Source organism: Chitinophaga eiseniae (genome assembly GCF_012641265.1).
Classification (GTDB): domain Bacteria; phylum Bacteroidota; class Bacteroidia; order Chitinophagales; family Chitinophagaceae; genus Chitinophaga; species Chitinophaga eiseniae_A.
In genome coordinates, this window is sequence record NZ_JABAHZ010000005.1 from 203,532 (window position 1) to 223,095 (window position 19,564).

At 44.7% G+C, this 19,564-nt stretch carries 21 protein-coding genes and 1 tRNA gene; 10 read left to right on the forward strand and 12 right to left on the reverse strand.

What is annotated here, in order from left to right:
* Window positions 1–1,365, forward strand: a complete 1,365-nt coding sequence (locus HGH91_RS21025; RefSeq protein WP_168740776.1) for a TlpA family protein disulfide reductase — start codon at window positions 1–3, stop codon at window positions 1,363–1,365.
* A gap of 85 nt (window positions 1,366–1,450) precedes the next feature.
* On the opposite strand, the gene HGH91_RS21030 is transcribed toward HGH91_RS21025, so the two are convergent.
* Complete coding sequence (locus tag HGH91_RS21030) at window positions 1,451–2,473, reverse strand: LLM class flavin-dependent oxidoreductase (RefSeq protein WP_168740777.1); 1,023 nt, start codon at window positions 2,471–2,473, stop codon at window positions 1,451–1,453.
* A gap of 70 nt (window positions 2,474–2,543) precedes the next feature.
* Entirely contained in the window at window positions 2,544–3,566 is a 1,023-nt protein-coding gene (locus tag HGH91_RS21035; protein WP_168740778.1) for a hypothetical protein, read from the reverse strand.
* A gap of 711 nt (window positions 3,567–4,277) precedes the next feature.
* Here HGH91_RS21035 and HGH91_RS21040 point away from each other — a divergent pair.
* From HGH91_RS21040 to HGH91_RS21070, 7 genes are all read left to right on the forward strand, one after another.
* Entirely contained in the window at window positions 4,278–5,858 is a 1,581-nt protein-coding gene (locus tag HGH91_RS21040) for a tetratricopeptide repeat protein (RefSeq protein ID WP_168740779.1), read from the forward strand.
* Window positions 5,855–6,520 (forward strand): response regulator, encoded by a 666-nt coding sequence (locus HGH91_RS21045; protein ID WP_168740780.1) that lies wholly within the window; start codon window positions 5,855–5,857, stop codon window positions 6,518–6,520. Before HGH91_RS21040 ends, HGH91_RS21045 begins: the two co-directional genes overlap by 4 nt.
* A gap of 88 nt (window positions 6,521–6,608) precedes the next feature.
* Entirely contained in the window at window positions 6,609–6,818 is a 210-nt protein-coding gene (locus HGH91_RS21050) for a hypothetical protein (protein ID WP_211092380.1), read from the forward strand.
* Window positions 6,819–7,118: 300 nt separating this feature from the next.
* Complete coding sequence (locus tag HGH91_RS21055; protein ID WP_211092381.1) at window positions 7,119–7,520, forward strand: HNH endonuclease; 402 nt, start codon at window positions 7,119–7,121, stop codon at window positions 7,518–7,520.
* Window positions 7,521–7,530: 10 nt separating this feature from the next.
* Entirely contained in the window at window positions 7,531–8,097 is a 567-nt protein-coding gene (locus tag HGH91_RS21060; protein ID WP_168740781.1) for a hypothetical protein, read from the forward strand.
* Between the two features lie 11 nt (window positions 8,098–8,108).
* Entirely contained in the window at window positions 8,109–9,104 is a 996-nt protein-coding gene (locus HGH91_RS21065; RefSeq protein WP_168740782.1) for a DUF4407 domain-containing protein, read from the forward strand.
* Window positions 9,105–9,140: 36 nt separating this feature from the next.
* Window positions 9,141–10,235, forward strand: coding sequence for a type I restriction endonuclease (locus tag HGH91_RS21070; RefSeq protein WP_168740783.1), 1,095 nt, complete (start codon window positions 9,141–9,143; stop codon window positions 10,233–10,235).
* A gap of 126 nt (window positions 10,236–10,361) precedes the next feature.
* Here the strand turns inward: HGH91_RS21070 and HGH91_RS21075 are convergent, their stop codons facing one another.
* The gene (locus tag HGH91_RS21075) at window positions 10,362–10,964 is read right to left on the reverse strand and encodes an FMN-dependent NADH-azoreductase (RefSeq protein WP_168740784.1); all 603 of its coding nucleotides are present in this window, start codon (window positions 10,962–10,964) and stop codon (window positions 10,362–10,364) included.
* 188 nt (window positions 10,965–11,152) lie between these two features.
* Here HGH91_RS21075 and HGH91_RS21080 point away from each other — a divergent pair, with 188 nt between their 5' ends.
* A complete protein-coding gene (locus tag HGH91_RS21080) occupies window positions 11,153–11,530 on the forward strand; it encodes a winged helix-turn-helix transcriptional regulator (RefSeq protein WP_168740785.1) in 378 nt (125 codons plus the stop codon).
* 390 nt (window positions 11,531–11,920) lie between these two features.
* Here the strand turns inward: HGH91_RS21080 and HGH91_RS21085 are convergent, their stop codons facing one another.
* The 4 genes from HGH91_RS21085 to HGH91_RS21100 form a co-directional block, all read right to left on the reverse strand.
* Window positions 11,921–12,538: a hypothetical protein gene (locus HGH91_RS21085; RefSeq protein ID WP_247651800.1), complete on the reverse strand. Its 618-nt coding sequence runs from the start codon at window positions 12,536–12,538 to the stop codon at window positions 11,921–11,923.
* Window positions 12,539–12,848: 310 nt separating this feature from the next.
* Complete coding sequence (locus HGH91_RS21090; protein ID WP_168740786.1) at window positions 12,849–14,864, reverse strand: M13 family metallopeptidase; 2,016 nt, start codon at window positions 14,862–14,864, stop codon at window positions 12,849–12,851.
* A 53-nt stretch (window positions 14,865–14,917) separates the two neighbouring features.
* Window positions 14,918–15,352: a hypothetical protein gene (locus HGH91_RS21095; protein ID WP_168740787.1), complete on the reverse strand. Its 435-nt coding sequence runs from the start codon at window positions 15,350–15,352 to the stop codon at window positions 14,918–14,920.
* Window positions 15,353–15,594: 242 nt separating this feature from the next.
* A tRNA-Ser gene (locus HGH91_RS21100) sits at window positions 15,595–15,679 on the reverse strand.
* Between the two features lie 164 nt (window positions 15,680–15,843).
* Here HGH91_RS21100 and HGH91_RS21105 point away from each other — a divergent pair.
* Window positions 15,844–16,281: an acyl-CoA thioesterase gene (locus tag HGH91_RS21105; protein WP_168740788.1), complete on the forward strand. Its 438-nt coding sequence runs from the start codon at window positions 15,844–15,846 to the stop codon at window positions 16,279–16,281.
* A gap of 1 nt (window position 16,282) precedes the next feature.
* On the opposite strand, the gene HGH91_RS21110 is transcribed toward HGH91_RS21105, so the two are convergent.
* From HGH91_RS21110 to HGH91_RS21130, 5 genes are all read right to left on the reverse strand, one after another.
* Window positions 16,283–16,825: a hypothetical protein gene (locus tag HGH91_RS21110; RefSeq protein ID WP_168740789.1), complete on the reverse strand. Its 543-nt coding sequence runs from the start codon at window positions 16,823–16,825 to the stop codon at window positions 16,283–16,285.
* 252 nt (window positions 16,826–17,077) lie between these two features.
* Window positions 17,078–17,344: a hypothetical protein gene (locus HGH91_RS21115; RefSeq protein WP_168740790.1), complete on the reverse strand. Its 267-nt coding sequence runs from the start codon at window positions 17,342–17,344 to the stop codon at window positions 17,078–17,080.
* A 103-nt stretch (window positions 17,345–17,447) separates the two neighbouring features.
* Window positions 17,448–17,822 carry a VOC family protein gene (locus HGH91_RS21120; protein WP_168740791.1) on the reverse strand — a complete coding sequence of 125 codons (375 nt, stop codon included), beginning with the start codon at window positions 17,820–17,822 and terminating at the stop codon, window positions 17,448–17,450.
* A 143-nt stretch (window positions 17,823–17,965) separates the two neighbouring features.
* On the reverse strand, window positions 17,966–18,769 hold the full coding sequence (locus HGH91_RS21125; protein ID WP_168740792.1) for a helix-turn-helix domain-containing protein: 804 nt from the start codon (window positions 18,767–18,769) through the stop codon (window positions 17,966–17,968).
* Between the two features lie 23 nt (window positions 18,770–18,792).
* Entirely contained in the window at window positions 18,793–19,563 is a 771-nt protein-coding gene (locus HGH91_RS21130; protein WP_168740793.1) for a GLPGLI family protein, read from the reverse strand.
* Window position 19,564: the final 1 nt, after the last annotated feature.

A 19,564-nucleotide genomic window follows, 5' to 3' on the forward strand; every position in this document is an offset into this window, starting at 1 on the left:
ATGAAAAAATTACTTTTGGGTGTAACCGCCCTGCTTTGCCTGCCCGCCTCTATGAAAGCGCAGGTAACCATCTCCGGCGAATGGATGCGCCGGAACGACGGGAATGTACATCTCTACCGGGTAGAACATGGAAGACTGGAAGAAGTGGCTACGTCCAAACCAGGCGCCGATTCCTCTTTCGGATTTTATTTCCACCCGGAACGCGAAGGGTTTTATGTGATCGGTACCGGTAATAGCCAGACTCCCATAGACAAATACACCTTCTATTTTAAAAAGAATGACCAGCTGAACGTAAAGATCACGGATACTGCCTATGTGCTCACTGGTAAGAACTCTCCTGAGAACCAGGCCGTGGCCAAATGGCACCATACTATGCTGCCGCTGGAAAGGAAAGGTGTTTATTTCAGTACGTCCAGGAGTACGTACGTGGATTTCTTCCCGTTGCTGGAAACACTTCACAGACAGGCGTTGGAAACGAAATTCGCTTCCACCGGCAACAAGCAGTTTGACACTGAGTTTGCAAAGTTTCGTGAGCTGGATATGTTGCACTATGCCGCCGAATTGCTGAGCACTCCCCGCTCCGCCCATCCTTCCGAAAAAGACTACACGCCCTATTTCAAAAGCATCACTGTACCGTATTTCACGACGGATACACGCCTGCTTCGCTATCCTTACGGCATGCGTGTGATGAGCACCCTGCAAAGGCTGCCAGCCAGGATGGGTAACGGCGATGTAAAGGACTACAGCATCGAGGCCAGGATGAAAGGCATCGAAAACGATACCCTGAAAGGCGAAGTAGTACTGCAACAAGCTGCTTCCCTGAAAACATACCTCGGCTACCTTGACCTCGACAAGCAGTATGGCAAATACCTGCTTACTTCCGACCAGGCCCAGCGCGCCAGCAGCATAAAAACAGAACTGGCGAAGAAAGCCACTGCCGCCGGCGGCCAGGCAGTAAACTTCACCTACCCCGACTTGAACGGTAAACAGACATCGCTCACCGATTTCAAAGGTAAAGTGGTATTGGTAGATGTATGGGCCACCTGGTGCGGGCCCTGTAAAGGGGAACTTCCCTACCTTAAAAAACTGGAGGAAGAAATGCACGGACAGGATGTACTGTTCCTCAGCGTATCGGTAGACGAACAAAAAGATCATCAGAAATGGAAGGATTTTGTTGCCAGCGAGCAGCTGGGTGGCGTACAACTGTTTGCCAGCGGATGGAGCGACATTGCCAAATTCTATAACATTAAAGGAATACCGCGCTTTATGGTGTTTGATAAGAACGGAAATATCGTTTCCACAGACGCGCCAAGACCATCTAGTAAGGAGTTGAAGCTGTTGCTGGAGAGCGAGGCGAAGAAATAAGTTTTTCCAATAACCAACCATATATGCGAAGAGGCCGCCCAGGGGTGGCCTCTTCTTTATTACTACCGCGTATCATTATTAAAATTTAACGCCAACCCAATCCCGGCGCCACATGTTCTAAAATAGCAGACAATACATGCAGGTTGTAATCAACGCCCAATGTATTGGGTATGGTCAAAAGGATCGTATCTGCTTCCTGGATGGCTTCATCCTTAGCCAACTCCCTGATGAGCTGATCTGGCTCAGCAGCATAGCTCCTCCCGAAAATAGCGCGTTTGTCCGCTTCAATCATCCCGATTTTATCGACCCGGTTGGTTTCCTGTCCAAATAAATAGCGATCCTGGTCATTTACCAATGCGAAAATAGACCGGCTTACAGAAACCCTTGGTTCGCGGGTATGCCCTGCTTTTTTCCAGGCTTCTTTGTACAACCTGATCTGTTCGGCTTGCTGTATATGAAAAGGTTTACCGCTTTCGTCGTACTTCAGGGTAGAGCTTTGAAGATGCATACCGTTTTCGGCAGCCCACACAGCGGTAGCATTAGAAGCGGCACCCCACCAGATGCGTTCCCGCAGACCTTCTGAGTATGGCTCCAAACGCAGCAAGCCCGGTGGATTCGGAAACATCGGGTACGGGTTAGGCTCAGCAAAGCCGACACCTTTCAGTTTGTCCAGGAATTCCAATGCTTTACGGCGCCCCATATCGGCGTCCGTTTCTCCTTCGGCCGGCTCATATCCAAAGTAGCGCCATCCATCAATGACCTGCTCCGGCGATCCTCTGCTGATTCCCAACTGTAATCGCCCCTCTGAAATTAAATCCGCCGCCCCGGCATCTTCTATCATATACAGCGGGTTTTCGTAACGCATATCAATTACGCCCGTTCCAATCTCTATTTTGCTTGTTTTGGCGCCGATAGCCGAAAGCAACGGAAATGGGGATCCTAACTGGGCAGCAAAATGATGTACCCGAAAATAGGCGCCGTCTAAACCAATTTCTTCGGCAGCAACCGCCAGATCGATGGATTGAAGCAATGTGTCGCTGGCTGTACGGGTGTTATAGGCCGGATGGTTAGACCAGTGCCCGAACGATAAAAATCCTATTTTCTTCATAAATCTGGTTTCGCGGGAAAAATAACCCAATATTATCTCATTTTCATTTGTTGTAACAAATTCTTTCGTCCTACTTGCTCCCAAAGGAGTACCACGTCGGTACTGCTTTCATAGTATTGACAATAGTGTCATTATTTTGTGATCCTCCTGAGAGGATGTGTATTCTGATAATATAAGGAGTAATTGGCTTTAGTTGATTACCAAAAACCTCCGGATGCTCTCCTGCCCATGTATAGTATTCCATTTTCCCTTTAATCTTAGAATACCAAACCTTTCCAACAGCGTCGTAGGTGATGGTATCCGGCCTGGTTATCTTCCTGAAATGTTTCAGCTTCTCTGCATCTAACGCGATGACCGTCGTGTAAGGTATTTTCTGGTCACAGGCTACCGGCTCATAATGATCTTCATGCCAGTACATGCATCCTCCGGAGGTCAGCTTATCCTTCCACCACCACATGCCGCTTGTTCCCAATACCAGCGATACCATTACCGCAGCCGCCAGCGTTTTTGCTGACTTCCCTCCTAGCTGCTTTTGATTACTTTCCTTTTCCTGTCTGTTATCCATCAAGGTCTGAATTGTCGGTTTTTCAGGAATTATCGGATTTTCGACTGGTTTACCAGTTTCGACTACCGGTGGGTTGTCCTTGATATCCGGTACTCTAACCGGGGTTTCCCCTGTCTCGCTGGTATTATCTAACATCGGGACTTTCTTTGTACCGTCGCCGTTGGAAATCGTTTTCCATATTTCCCAGGGCCTGCCAGGAAAGTCAAGTAGCCAGGCCAGCAGCTCAATATTCTTCTCATCTGTCTTGTCAGACTTCCCTCTCAGATAGTTCACCAACGGCCTGAACTTATCCGTATCACATCGCTGAAGGATAACCTGACAGCTTTTCGATTCACTCAAATCCCCACAGAAATCCCTGATCACCTTTTGATCCCGCCTGCTCACCTCCCTGGTGCATTTTTTCACACATTCCTCTTTGAGGTTCCCAGGTGTAAGGTGCATCAAGCCGTGGGGTAGCGTATTGTTTGCCTGCTGTTGTTCATAGGCCTGCATGATCAGCCGCTGGTAGTCGATAAAAAACGTCTCCATAAATGAAAGTATAGAACTGAATAATCGGAATTAAACCCACATTCCCGGAATTATAAATGGAATACCAGGAATTACCGGAATTATCGGAATTGTTTGTAAATCAACCTCTTACCTCAACCTACCTTTGTTTTGCAATCGGGTAAATGCCTCCCTAGCTAAGAGGCTCTCTGTACAGAACCGATGCACCCCGGGCAAAGAAAGCGGAAGCCGGTTACCGGCTTGGGAAGCGATGATCAGCTTCCGTAATCCACGCCCACTCCTTCCCAAAAAGCAAGAAGCGCTTCTTCACTGACTCAAAACTCCGCTGCCGGCTGCCCGGCAACCGGCAGCCTATTTCCTAAACACTTAAAAAACTAAAACAATGTTTCACATTATATTAAGTTTCTTACTGGCACTCTTGAGCCCAAACCATTCCAACAACGGCAACCATAATAATGATCCACAGGTCACTGTTCTTGATGATACCGGTGGCGAAACAGGGACCATTCCTCCAAGAAAACCCTGATATATTATCTCCGTGAGGCAAGCAATGTCTTGCCTCACTTTTTTTAGTAGCGGTTAATAATAATTTCCCAAAATGCAGAAATTCAATACTTTTAAGAGAAATAATCCCTGGTGCGCCCCTCAAACATCATCCTGACCTTATTCCTTGGCTGTTTTTTAGCCTGTACCTCCAATCGGGAGGCCCCGCAACCGATTCCTACACCTACGTTGAAAAAAGGAGAAACCTTTTTCAACAAGAATAACGACTCTGCCTTCTATTATTTTAACCTGGTGGCAACAGGAGCTACCGACAGCCTGGATATTGCCATGGCCTATACTTATATGGGCATCATCCAGGCATATGAGGGCGACCATTACGGAGGACAGGAAAGCCTGCTGAAATCCCTTAATTATCTTGATGAATACAAAAAAGAAGACCAGGGATGCCTAAGCTCCGACTACCACGAACTAGGCAATGTTTGTCTTAATCTTAAAAATTATGATGCCGCGATCGACTACTACCGGAAAGCGCTTAAATACATAAAAGACCCGGACTTCGAAGCTGTTGCCCTCAACAGTATAGCCCTTACTTACCAGAAAAAAGGCGACTATGACCAGGCGATTGATTTATACAAATCCCTGCTGCTGAGGAGTAAGGACAAGCAAAAAGAATATGCCCGCGTACTTTCCAACTATGCCAGGACCAAATGGCTGAAAGATTCCGCTTATCCAGCCGGGACAGAGCTGCAACGCGCATTACAAATCCGTAAAGATTCCAACGATATCAGGGGGCTCAATGCCAGCTACGCCCATCTGTCGGACTATTATACCATCTCCTTACCCGATTCAGCACTCTATTATGCCGGGAAAAGGTATGAAATGGCCAGGGAAATGAAAAGTCCGGACGACGAAGTCGAGGCATTGTCAAAACTTATTACACTTAGCCCCACCAATTTGTTGAAATCTTATTTTGCCCGTTATCAATACCTGACAGATAGCATCCAAACGGCAAAGAACGCAGCCAAGAACCAATTTGCCTTAATCCGGTATGAAGCCGCAAAAAATAAGGCCGATAACCTTCAGCTGCAAAAGGACAATGCCCAAAAGAAAACCCAGCTCGTGGTACAGCGATTCATATTGGCACTAACTATCCTGTTCTTCATCATCGCCGGGATTGTGCTAATCCTTCGATACCGCAGGCGCCGGCAACAGATAGAATTTGCCTCCCGGCAGGCGATACAGGAACATCAGCTTAAAACCTCGCAGAAAGTGCACGACGTGGTGGCCAATGGCCTGTACCGCATCATGACAGACCTGGAGTATAAAGCGCCTGTAGACAAAGAGGAATTGATAGATAAGATTGAAGTACTGTATGAACGCTCCCGCGATATCTCGTACGAGAAACCCACCACCTCAAAGATTCCTTTTCATGCCAAGATTGATGATTTGCTGGAGTCCTTCGGCTCCGAACATATCAAGGTCCTGATCGTCGGCAACGGCCCGCTGCTCTGGAGCCGGACCAATGCGCAGATACAGCATGAGGTTGAACATATTCTACAGGAATTGATGATTAATATGAAAAAACATAGCCAGGCTAATTCCGTGATGATAAAATTTGGATCTCAGAATGACCAGGTTCAAATTCTCTATACCGATGATGGCATCGGTATTTCCCCGCAAGTTAAGTACGGGAACGGACTCCAGAATACGGGAAACCGTATTAAAAGAATTGGCGGGAAATATACATTTGAACATCCTGCTAAAGGATTAAAAATTCACATTTCCTTTCCAATAGCTCAACCCACATGATTACAAAAGTACTTATTGCTGAAGATCACCAAAGCGTCAATATTTCCGTACAGAAAATACTGGAAGAACTGGCCATCATGAATACCGCATATGCCTATTATTGCGATGACGCGTTGAATATGATAGCACAGGCGGTTAGAGCCAACAGCTCGTTCGATCTCCTTATTACAGATTTGTCTTTCCTTCCGGATGGTCATAAACAGGTACTGTCTGACGGCATGGAGCTGATTACGGCCGCCAGGGAAGTACAGCCTGACCTGAATATCCTGGTCTTCACGGCAGAAAACAGGCCAGCTATTATTGACCAGCTTTACAATAAGTATGACATAGACGGTTTTGTACCCAAAGCCCGGAACGACGCCCGGGCGCTGAAAGAGGCCATTAACGAAATAGCCCTCCACCGGCGCTATTTTCCCCGCCATATCAGGCAGCTGATCGATAAAAAGAACGCCTACTCTTTTTCAGAATTTGATATCACCATCATCACACTGCTGGCGCAGGGAATGCTGCAGAAAGACATACCTGCGCACCTGCAACGTAATGGTATAAAACCTTCCGGCCTAAGCAGCGTAGAAAAAAAACTCAACCAGATGAAAGATGCCCTCGGTTTTACCAAGAATGAGCAACTGGTGGCCCACTGCAAAGATTTAGGCGCTATATAAGCATCTCCAAAAAAATATACGATTACGGTTTCCCATAAAAAAAGGAGGTGGACGACATCTATTTTTGTTTCATAAAATAACCAACACCATGAAACGAAAATATTACGTAAACAACAACGTCCAGTATAACGGCGACTATGAAGTGCACGTTAGCACCTGTGAGTATTTTTCCATGATGTTTAACCGGACAGAGATCGGCGAATTTGACACCTGCCAGGAAGCCGTCCGTAAAGCAAAGAAACTATATCCAAAGGCGAATGGCTGTTTTACCTGTTGTAGACCCTGCCATACGAGTTAAACAACACCGCCAGTTCTTTTGTAACCCCTTGTCTCCGAATCCATCAATCCATGAAACGCTTATACGCCTGGCTGCTTATAAGCTGTGTTCACTGCAAACCAGTAAACGTGTATATCTGCGATAGCAAATATGCCACCAGGTATCATTATAATGCGAATTGCCGTGGACTAAGCAACTGTAAGCATCAAATCATCAGTATTCCCCTCGAGAAAGCAATGGCCTCCCGGACGCTTTGCAAGTGGGAACAATGACCTGGCCGCGACCGGAACTATATTTAAATACACTCCAATTGTTGTTATTATGACCACTCCAGGCAACGCACCGTATAGATATCTGCAGTTTAAAGGAGATCAATCGTATACCAGGTATATCCAGGAAGATATTCCTGCAACAGCTCCCCCGGCAAGACCTCCGGACCAGGGCTTCCTCAACGGAAAATCTCATGGCAGCTATGGCGCACTTTTATTTCACCCTAACTGGAAGGCGAAACGAAAGGAAATATTACAACGCGATATGCATCGTTGTGTGCACTGCCGTAGCGACAAAGACTTGCAGGTACACCACCGGCAATACCATTTTATAGCAAGCGAGCAACAATTCCGCCTTCCCTGGGAGTACCCCGGTCACCTGCTCATCACGCTTTGTGAATCCTGTCACAATAAAGGGCATAATAAATACAAAGTACCCACCATCACTATTTAATAACACAGATATGAGCTTATTTGATATTTTCAACCGGCAACGCCAGAATGGGCACACCCACACCATGGCCATTGAAACTGCTATACCGGATATCCCGGAAACAACTTTCATCGAGAAAGCACCACCGGAAAAAGAGCCTGCCGAAGAAAAAACCGTTGCGCCGTTTAACGGCGGCATACATCTCTTATACGATTTCCTCGACAAGAATTATGAATCTAAAGGGTATAACGACGCATTGATCAATCCGGATACAACGCACCTGGAGCAAAATGTGATTGCCTTGAAGAATGACCTGGAAAGATCCATCCGAAAAGTAAAAACGTTTTACGAAGACTTTATCCGGCAAATCAATTTCCACATTTCGAGCAGGAGCAGAAGTGGCATGATCGATACGGTGGAAGAGCTTACCATCAAGAAGGAAATTGCCGAAAGCCACATCGGCCAGGTCAAAGAAATTGAAGCCCAGGCAAAGCTCAACGAGGGCGTCGGGCATGGTATCATTATCAGCTATAGCCGGGGATTCAGGAATGGTCTTGCCGCCATTTCCAGTCACATTATCCTGAACAAAAACTTTTAAAATCGGACGTTATGAAACATCTATGGATTCGCTTCGGCTGCTTCATGACCGGATACAACTACAATATTTTGCGAAACTGCAGCGAAGCTGCTTTTAAATCCGTGAAGAAATATACGGCAGCCATACTGATTGTTTGCATCCTGTGGTTCTTTATTGGTTTTGCTTTTGCACACCGGTACCTGTCACTTAGCCTGCCAGGTTGCCTGCTGGCAGGCATGCTTTCCACCCTGATCATTGTACAGGTAGAAAAGCAGATTGTGCTATCCATCCATCCCAGTCGGTGGCTGCTTATCCTCAGGGGCTGCCTGGCCTTTATCATGTCTAACCTGGGCGCGGTAATCATCGACCAGATATTGTTCGAGAAAGATATTGAGATTGAAAAGATTTCCTACATCTCGGAAAAAGTAAACAAGATACTGCCCCTGAAAACAGAGGAACTACGTAAGCAGATGGCCGCACTGGATACGACAATCAGTAAAAAGGAGCAGGAAAAGGATAATTACGTCGAGGATATCAGTAAACATCCCACCACCACCGTCACCACTGTGCAAACTACCACCAGGCGGGTGCCTGTACAAACAGTGACGTCTTCAGGAAAGGATATGGAAACCTGGAAGACGCAAACTGATCGTACCGTTGCATCTATGCTGGTACCCAATCCCAAAATAGGATTGATTCCATCTCTCGACTCTACCATTAGCGCAATGCGGCAACAAAAAGCGCAGAAGGAAAACGAACTGCTCCACATCAGGCCCGCCCTTGAAGCGGAAATGAAAGCACATACGGGATTCCTGGATGATTTAACGATCATGATCCAAATGCTATCTGCCTCTCACGTTGCCCTGGCTTTCTGGTGCCTGTGGATCCTCTTTTTCCTGTTTATCGAGATGCTGGTACTATTCAGTAAGATGGGCGACAAGTCAAACGATTACGAAAAGGTGGTAATGCACCATATGACCTTGCAGATACGGCGGCTCGATGCCCTTGGAAAAGGATTTGAACAATAAAATTCCTGACAACATCAATATCGAAAAAAATTTACGATGGATTTTAAAGATGAAATCAAACTCTTCGGCGACAAAGTCGAAAAGCTTAAAAACCAGATTCAAACAGAAGAAGCTACCAAGAATGCTTTTATCATGCCCTTCATTAAGGTGCTCGGCTACGATGTGTTTGACCCGTTTGAAGTAATGCCTGAATTCATCGCGGATATCGGGATCAAAAAGGGGGAAAAAGTAGACTATGCGATCCTGAAAGAAGGAAAGCCTTCTATACTCATAGAATGTAAACACTGGGGAGAAAGCCTGGATCCTCACAATTCCCAGCTTTTCCGGTACTTCCATACTACCAGCGCCAAGTTCGGTCTCTTGTCCAATGGCATTATTTACCGGTTCTATACAGATCTTGCGGAGCAGAATAAAATGGATGACAAACCATTCTTTGAGTTTAATGTGACAGATATAAAAGACAACCAGATCGAAGAACTCAAAAAATTCCACAAATCGTATTTCAACCTGGAGAGCATTCAAACAACGGCGAGCGAGCTAAAATATATGAATGAACTCAAAACGCTGATCAATGCTGAATTCCAAAATCCGTCTGAGGGTCTGGTTAAATTCTTTGCCAAACAGATATACAGGGGGATGTTAACTTCTAAAGTGGTGGAGCAGTTGGGCGCTCTTACGAAGAAGTCGATACAGCAATACATCAATGACCTGATAACTGAAAGGCTTAAATCAGCGCTAAAAAAGGAAAATGATGTAGAGCCAGCTGAGGCCGAAAAGGAAATAACAACAGCAGCTACTGCCATCGAAGAGAAAGCGGCAGTGATTGAAACCACCGAAGAGGAAAAGGAAGGCTACATGATTGTGAAGACCATTCTCCGTCAAAAGACAAAGCCTGCCAGGATAGCCTACCGGGATGCACAGTCCTATTTTGCCATACTACTGGACGACAATAACCGGAAAACGATATGCCGATTGTATTTTAACAGCTCCCGAAAATATATCGGCACTTTTGACGAACAAAAGAAAGAGACAAAGACAGAACTTATGACGATCGATGACCTATTTAAATTCGAAGAGGTACTTCATAAGACGGTTGAATGGTATGACGCAGAAAAAGTTCCGGCAAGTTAATAACATCCGCCACATATAAAACCAAAAAAGGAGTTATTTCAATAAGAAATAGCTCCTTCAATTCCGATTTGCGTAGCGTCAGGGATTACAATCGAACCCCGGATTCCACCCTTATACTAATTAAAATTAATCAATGCTGATACTGTCTATTGCCTTCTCCATAGCATATTCCATTACGCCCGGCACTTTTAATCCTTCGGCACGAACTACCGTCAAATCTTTCATACCTAAAAAGCCAAGGAAAGCATTCAGGTAGGGAGCAACAAAGTCGTTGGCTTTACCCGGACCATCTGAATAAACGCCCCCGGAAGACATGGCGACGTACACTTTTTTCCCCGTTACCTTCCCAACAGGACCATTTTCACCATATCCAAAAGTGATGCCTGCTCTCGTGATATGATCAATCCAGGCCTTTAATGAGGAATGAATCGTAAAGTTGTAAAGCGGAGCGCCCATCACAATGATGTCTGCGGCCAACAACTGTGCAACCATCTCGTCAGAAAAACGTATAGATACTTTATCTTCTTCCGTGAGCTGGTCTCCGGGAATAAAGAACGTACGAAGAACAGCAGGATTAAGATGAGGAATGTCAATATCGACCAGGTTTAATTCTTCCAATATACTGCCTGGATACTTCTCCTGAATTCTTCCGACGATAGCCCGACCCAGCTGAATGCTATGCGATCCATTCTCTTGTATACTTGACATTAAATGAAGGATACGTTTCATAAAAATTTACCTGTTTAATAATTTTATCAATTTTAAATTCCGGGGTGGTCCGATTTCTTTTTTGTTTAAAGATGAAAGGACGATGTCCGAATTATCAACAACAAAATTACAGTTGCCAGGTAGGCAAAAGGGGCTACTTACACAAAGGAAAGCGGTTACATTTATGTAATACAATTACATTTGTGTTTATGAGAACGACTATAAACGAGCCTCTTCCAGACAAGGAAGAATGTACAAGTTCGCTTAAAAATGCCCTTGATGCACTGTCTGTCATTAACGGAAGATGGAAGCTGGCTTTGATCCTTTGTTTAATGCAATCCTCAAAGCGCTTCAGTGAGATTCAGCATGAAATGACGGGTATATCCTCCAGGATACTCGCTAAAGAGTTAAAAGACCTGGAATTGAATGACTTTATCAAACGTCATGTATATCCGACCACGCCGGTAACCATTATTTACGAAGCAACCGGGTATAGCCGGTCTTTAAAAAGTCTGATAGGAGAACTGAGTGCATGGGGTGGACAACACCGGGAAAAAATTAAAGAAAGTATACGGAACCAATCCTGATACACTTTTCAAGAATAGTTAACCAGCTCATTGCTATTCCATTATTTACATACGCATTTACATCTGTATGATACCCGTACCCGCATACCGGTTAACCAGTTAAAACGGTTTGTCCAGGGATATGGACCGAATGGCCAGGCCCAAAATCGCCCATCCTACGTCTTAAAAACGAAAATGTGATACAAAAATCCATCGCTGAATTTTGTATCACATTTTGCCGGCTGAAAGGGGCACAATCGACCCTCAAATTATCGGCTATACACGTTATTTCTGACCCTTTTTACCTTTAAAGTCAGTGATGGTGTTTCCATCATAACGATACGAGGATTTACGCTACCTGTAAGTATTTTCGGCATAAGGCATACAATACGTATTTCATAATTTATTTGCTCAGCAACCGCCTTTGCGAGGAACACGTTTAAAAATTAACTTACCATCTCGTTCTACATATTCGCCCGATACTATTGGGTATGCATACTTGGGTGCGTATGATACGTTATGGCTTCTTATAATTATCTTGTCGTCAACTTTCAGGCTATGCAATTGCTCAAGTTGCGGCTTTTCCGGCTCAAATTTTACAATGTAATCGACACCATTAATCCTGGCCATCACTCCGAAACCTAATCTTGATCCTGGCGGAAGAGAAAGAGAGGTTATAACAGCCTCCATATTAGTAAAATCACTTATATGCTTACTTATTTTAGCAATACCGTCAAGCACTTTTTTACCTGCGGGAGACGCTTCCCACTCTTTGAACTTTATACCTTCAGGGGTAGCCTCCCATTTTTTCCTTTCGGCTTCCCTTTCAGCAGCAGAGAGGGGTTTTGGGGCTGGCCTTTTAGAAGGTTCATTTTTAATCTGGAGATTAGCAAATACTAGTCCGCTTACCACAACCAGCGGTAAGATCAACGCATAAATAACTTTTTTCATATTTTTTATAGGTTTAATTAACATAGATCTATCTGCTGATAAATCAGATTCGTTTAAGGCATTTTTTTTATTTTTCATATCCTTTTAAAGTTTGTGTCACAAAAATACTGTGATACATTTCAGCCTGGGGAACTTGCATTGTAAATTAAAATGTAACCTTTGTAAATACATTGTAAATGGCATGTTTGACGGCCGAAATTTACTTTCCGGGGGAGAATTTCAGATTAGTTTTTAAAAAATAGCCTGCTAAAAACCAATGTTTTAGCAGGCTATTGTATGATAGGGCGGGGTGTCGGGGGACAACAATCGCCCCCCTGATACCGCTTTTAACCTTTTTCAGAGATATAGCAATATGGTCGTCATTGATAAACAGTCATTTCTTCGCACCTTACCATATCTTGATCCGCTTATCCTCATCCAGGAACATCCGCTCTCCGGGTCGTACATTAAACGCTGAGTAAAAAGCGGGGATGTTCATTAGTGGTCCATTTACACGCCATATTGGTGGAGAATGGGGATCGTTGTTAACCCAGTAGCGCAGGTATGCGTCTTTCATTTTCACCCGCCAGATCCTGGCCACTGAAAAGAAGAATCGCTGATCAGGCGTAAAGCCTCCGATTTTGGTTGTATCCTGTCCTTGTTTGGTCATTTTAAAAGCATCATATGCTACGGCGATTCCGCTGATATCCGCTGTGTTTTCTCCTACTGTAAGCGCGCCCTTTATATGAATGCTATCTAATACGGTGAACGTACTGTACAGGTCAATGACCTGCTGTGTTTTGGCCTTAAACTTTTTATAGTCCTCAGGTGTCCACCAATTTTTTACGTTACCATCTTTATCAAACTGGGCCCCCTGATCGTCAAACGTATGCGTCATTTCATGTCCGATCACCATGCCAATGCCGCCATAGTTAAGCGCGTCATCAGCGTTGTTGTCAAAGTAGGGAGGCTGCAGAATTCCGGCGGGGAACACAATCTCATTGGCGGAAGGATTGTTATAAGCTGTAACTGTGGAAGGCGTAGTGAACCACTCGGTCTTGTCAACTGGCTTCCCCAATTTGGCAAAGTTGTATTGGAAGTTGTTCGCCGCCGCCGATACCACATTCTCAAAATATTTATTCCTCACAATATTTACCTTACTGTATTCGCGCCACTTATCCGGGTATCCAATCTTTTTGGTGATAGCAAATAATTTCACCTTGGCTTTTTGCTTAGTGCTGTCACTCATCCAATCCAGCTTGTCCACCCTATTGGAGAACGCCTTCTGCAGGTTATTCACCAGCTCCAGCATCCGCGTTTTGGCCGACTCCGGGAAATATAGTTTCGTATATAATTGTCCCAATGCCTGACCAAGATAAGTATCTACCATGCCAGACATGGTTTCACCGCGTGTTTTTTGCATGGTCTGTCCCGTGAGGACTTTACTATATTCAAAGGATGAATTCACAAAAGGCTTGCTGAGGTAGTCTGCATAGGTACTAATATAATTTCCTCTCAGGTATACTTTCCAATCCTCGAGTGGGATCGATTTGAGGAGCGTGTTCAATTTATCATAATAACCCGGTTGGGCTATATCCAGTGAATCTATGGTAGCACCCAGGTGTTGGAAGAAAGTTGTCCAGCCTATATTGGGTTGTTGCTTATTCAAAGCGGCCAGCCCCACTTTATGGAAATTGGCTTTTACATCCCGTAGCTCAACATTGGTTTTATGTGATGCTGCCAGCTGCTTTTGGATATTGTAAACAAGTACTGCATTTTTTTGCGCTAACGCAGTATCGCTTCCTGTGAGCGTAAAAAGATCTGCGAGGTATTTTTTATATGCCTGCTGTATAGCGACGGTGGCCGTGTCGGTCTTGAAGTAATAATCTCTGTCAGGCATGCCGATACCACTTTGATAAATATGCCCCATATTCATGCTACTGTTTTCCTGATCAGGCGAAACTTGAAAATCAATAAGGGAAACGTTTGACAATTTGGTTTCTTCTGCCAGGAGTGTAAGCATATCAGCCGTACTAGTGATGGCATTGATGCGCTCCAACCCGGTTTTGAGTGGCTCAAATCCACGCTGATTGATCATATTGGTATCCATTCCGGAAGCATAGAAATCACCGATCTTTTGTTCAAGGCTGCCGGCGGGATTATTACTTTTTGACACGCTATCAAGGATACCCTGTAACTTGAGACGTTGCTGATAATTCATAAATCGGTATGCACCTACACCCGACTGACTGGGTGGTATTTGTGCGGTATCATACCATTTTAAATTTACATAATTATAAAAATTATCGCCCGGCTGAATAGTCGGGTCGAGTCCTTCAATAGCAATGAAGGGTTTTTCATTTGTTTGCTGTTGGCAGGCAACAAAAGCAACTAAGAAAACGGATAGTAAAAACCAGCTTTTCATATAGATTAGATTGGTTGCGAAATGATGTTGAATTAATTGAGCATTTGAATGAGCTAAAAGTGGCGACATTTATATGGACCCAAAAAACATGTTTGCAGTTCTTTTCTGAAAAAAAACCAGGTAAAAGCTACCAGATAAATAAAAACACCTGACATTTCCAGCAGTGACATATCCTCATAGATGCTTACCTTTAGTAAAATAGTTTCCAACAAAAGTAAGCCAACCCAGTATCCTGCATTAATCAGGTGCATCCCATCCCCTTTAAAGCGCTTCAAAAAGCAAACATAAGGCCAGGCAAAAAGCAACCCATTCAAAATAGTCAGTGGCAGGATATAAAATATGCCAGCAGCCAGCAAGGTTGATTTAAACAGATTTACAATATAGTCTATCAACGGCACTTCCCCCATTAATCCAAATACAACAAGCAGGAGGGGAATATCCCTAAGTAAGAAATAAACCAGGAACTTTTTTATGATTGCTTTATTCATTTTGGATCTCGTATTAAAACCTGGGTACGGGTCTGTTAAATAATGAATACGTTGCCCTGAATGAGGGTTGTTTATAATCAAATATAATGGTATTATTTATACTGAATCTGGGAGATGGGAATATATCTGTGAATATGGTCTCCTGGTACCAGGAAGTCCCTGAGCAGTAACCATATAGGTTTGCAACAACCCCAAAAGCAAAAAAGCCTCTGGTCTATAACCAAAGGCGTCTTTAATTTTTGCGGAGAGTCAGGGATTCGAACCCCGGGACCTGTTACAGTCAACAGTTTTCAAGACTGCCGCAATCGACCGCTCTGCCAACTCTCCATGCCGCGAAAGTATAAAACGTATTGATCCAAAAAAAATTTATTTTACTAAAAAAAATCGTTAAAATAGCCCACCCTGGCAGGTATACACCGGTGGCTGCTGCCAACGTATAGCCGTTATAGATAGCTATCCCCTCCTATCCTTTTTTTTCCGTAAATTTAAAGATGAATGTATTTTTTGAAGGACCCGTACTATGGTCACAGATTGATGCAAATATGCATCTGCGGCATTCGGCCTATGCCGATTTTGCGGCGCAAGCCCGGCTTAGGCTGTTGGAGTGGGCAGGACTGGATGCCCGTCAGTTCTTAAGCCTTGGAATAGGACCTATCCTTTTCCGGGAAGAATTACTGTATCACCGGGAAATAAATCCCAACGATACCGTGAAGGTTACCTGCGAAATGACCCGATGCAAATCTGACGCTTCGCGCTGGTCTATCAAACACGAAATTTTCAGGGGCGATGGTACCAAATCCGCTACGGTGCTGGTCGACGGCGCCTGGATAGATACCCGCAAACGTAAGCTGACAGGACTTACGTCAGATTTGCTCGAGAAATTTAATGCCATTCCGCGTAGTGAGGACTTCGTGGAAGAAAAAGTCTGATTTATCTCCTGGTAAACGGCTTGGCCTCATGTGTATACTCCTGCCGGTCGGACTCCAGCTCCTTGATAAAAGGCAGCTTGTGCTGCAGGTATACCCTCGATGATTGCTCCAGGTAGTTGTCCAACTGGAAGAAGGCCGCGGCACGGGTAGCTCCCAGCAGTTTGTTCATACGACGGAAATAGCGCATCTGCAAACGACCAAATTCCAGGTCGTTGTTAATCAACTGCTTGGTCAATGAATTCAATTTCTTTTCGTCCAGGGAAGCAAATTCTTCATTGTACATTTTTAACAACGCAATACGCTCCGATAACCAGGGACTCTTTTCTGTTTCATATTCCAGGAACGCCTCCTGGAAAGCCCGCTCTTCTACCGGAGAAATTTTGAGGAATTCGCTGAACAGTGATTCCTTGTTCTTACCAAAGATCTGTGTTACCAGGTCGTCTTCCTTTACCACGGCTGCTGTAGTAGTAACGGCGGTAGTAGTTTGAGCAGACAGCCCAACGCCCGCTGCCAGCAGCAGCAACAAACAAATAAAATTTTTCATGTGTCGAAGTTTTAGGATTAATGGCAGGTTCAGCCACTGGTCCCATGCATTAGAGGGTATAGAACACCAGCTCAAAAGGGCGGTGACGCTCGCGTAAAAACAGATCATTAAGCAGGTGTAGTGCCCACTACATAAATGGCAGTGAATCCACCGTAATCAATAAAACAATTTTATGCTTTAAATAGTTGCACTATTGAAAAAAATAGGCCCGGTACCGTAGTACCGGGCCTATCGCAACAATACGAAAGAATATTAATTCATCGTTTGTCCATTGGCACGCATAAAAATATCATAGGCTTCACTGGTCCAGTGCTGGTAGTCTTCCAATCCTATTCCTAAACGCTCGTCCCGTTCTACTTCTTTATACTCCCTGCTGTCCCAGTAGCCCCGGGCCAGCGATTGAATATTCTGCGAAACCGCTACCGGACCTGTCTCATAATCGGCAGGATAACTCTTGTAGTTGCCAATCGCTAATTCCTGGATCTCATGCTTTACTGCATCCTTGCTTTGTTTTGCCATGGTTAAAATTTTTTAGTTACCATCACCAAAACAAAAATGAGTCCCTTTTAGCCCAAGGCCAACCGATTTTAAGATTTCATTATCTTAAAGAAATGTTAACGAACTATGGCTGTGAATAAGTTACAATATCGATGCCTACGCCGTTAGGATCTGCAATAGCGAAATGCCGGTCGCCCCAGGGCTCATTACGGATGGGGATTTTAATCACCGCCCCCTTCGCTTTGATACGCTCATACACCTCATCTACCTTTTCCACTTCTATTGTCAAATACACACCTTTACCCTCAAAAGCCGGCCGGAATAAGGGTTGTTGAGACGCGTGTTCCGGCAATAAAAAACTGATCTCCGATTGCTTGTCCGGGGTATGCAACAACAGATAAAAATCGTTTTCAAAAGTCACCCCAAAGCCTAATATCTCTGTGTAAAACCGCTTACTCTCCGCTATTTTGGAAGTAATAATACCTGCATTCAATTTCATTTTTCCTGGTTTTGTCTGTGAATAAATGGGCCCTGCAAAGCAGCATAATAATACCCATAACAAGCCTTGCCTCATATCTCTTTAGCTAGATGACGGCAAAATTAGGCTACCCGGGAAGACAAACATTGTAAAAATCGGACAAATTAAAGCAGGACTTTCGAAGGAGTGAGACCGTATAATTGCTTAAACGATTTGATAAAATGAGCCTGATCATAATAACCGGCGTCCAGGTAAGCATGCTGTTTCCGACCATGCGTCATGCGCTGCAATGTTTTCTGGAACCGGATTACTTCGCTGAAAGCTTTAGGCGTATCGCCAACGTAAAATTGAAATAAACGACGCAACTGCCGCGGACTGATACCTACTGCTAACTCCTTTTCGATACCAATCATTCCTCTTGTGTCAAGGATCATCGCAATAGCCTCATATAAGCGGCTATCGGCGGTAACGATACCCTTACCCGCCAATCCAAGCAAATACACATCCAGCAAAGCTTTCATCTCTCCCAAAGTTAAACCGGGATGAAAACGCGCTGCCAAAAAAGTAGCCAGTGGACGGCAAATAGCATCCAGCGGCGCCGACTGGTCGGTCAGTTCTGCGGCATTTAACCGGTACAACAAAGGCAACATACCCGGCAAGAAACGGATGCCCACAAAATGGAAATCTCCATACAGCGGAAACGCTGTATAGGAATTGCTAAACCCCATCAGGTAACTTTCTGTTGGCTGATGGGGTTCAAAATAAATATCTATGCATCCATCTGCTATCACCCGGTAATGGTAAGGCGCCGTTAAACGCTCTGTGGATTTGAGTTCCCAGTAACAGTATACATATGCCAACAATCCGGTATGTGGCAATAATTCGCGATACAACACAGGCCCCTTTTCCCGTTCTGCTGCGGGCTGAACGGGCTGATAAAGCTGCCGGAAATGTTGTAATGCCTCCATAATACCAGTGGTTTGTACTGCAATTATAAAGAAATTGACCGTAGATAGAGCGGACCAAATCCGCCCCACTTCCCGATAGTTCTGTTAAGGCTTTCCCGCAGGGCTTTATTGTTCACCACCTTTCCCTTAGCGGGGGGCAACAGGGTGCCTTCCTTTATATCATCTACCAATACCTTGGTAGCAAACCAGGAAGTATGCTCATGAGGTAAAGCTACTCCCAATATCATTCCCGGTAAACCGGCAAAAGATTCCGGGCCTCCCGGCGTTACAATGGCATCGGTATAAAATGCCACCACGTATACAGAGTCCATGATGATGGCGTTGGCCCGGCGACAATCAAAACCGGCAATTTTGCGCGTTTCGTCGGTAATCTTCCAATGGACAGGCCGGATACTGTCTTTTACCAGGAATAGCTGCTCAAACACTTTCTTTTGCGATACCGACTGCATACTGTCCAGCTTCGAATACACCACATTCGCGCTCGCAGGCGCCTCCCCCATAAATGGGTTCTTATTTTCAGTATTTTCTCTCCCCGGTTTATATAAACTGGTATTACCCGCAAAGGAGTAGTCAAAATAAGTGACCTGGAACTGGGATGCACTCTTTTTAATGGATTCATACCAGGAATGATCCTGTTCCCCCTTTAAAGCCTCATCCATCTGGGCATGCAGGTTTACCCGCTTTTCAAATTCAATGCGCCCCTGCAACAGGAAAGGCGATACTTGCGCCTGCAATGACAAAGCGCATAATATCACTAAAACGGTTAAACGTAATTTTAATCGGATGTTATTCATG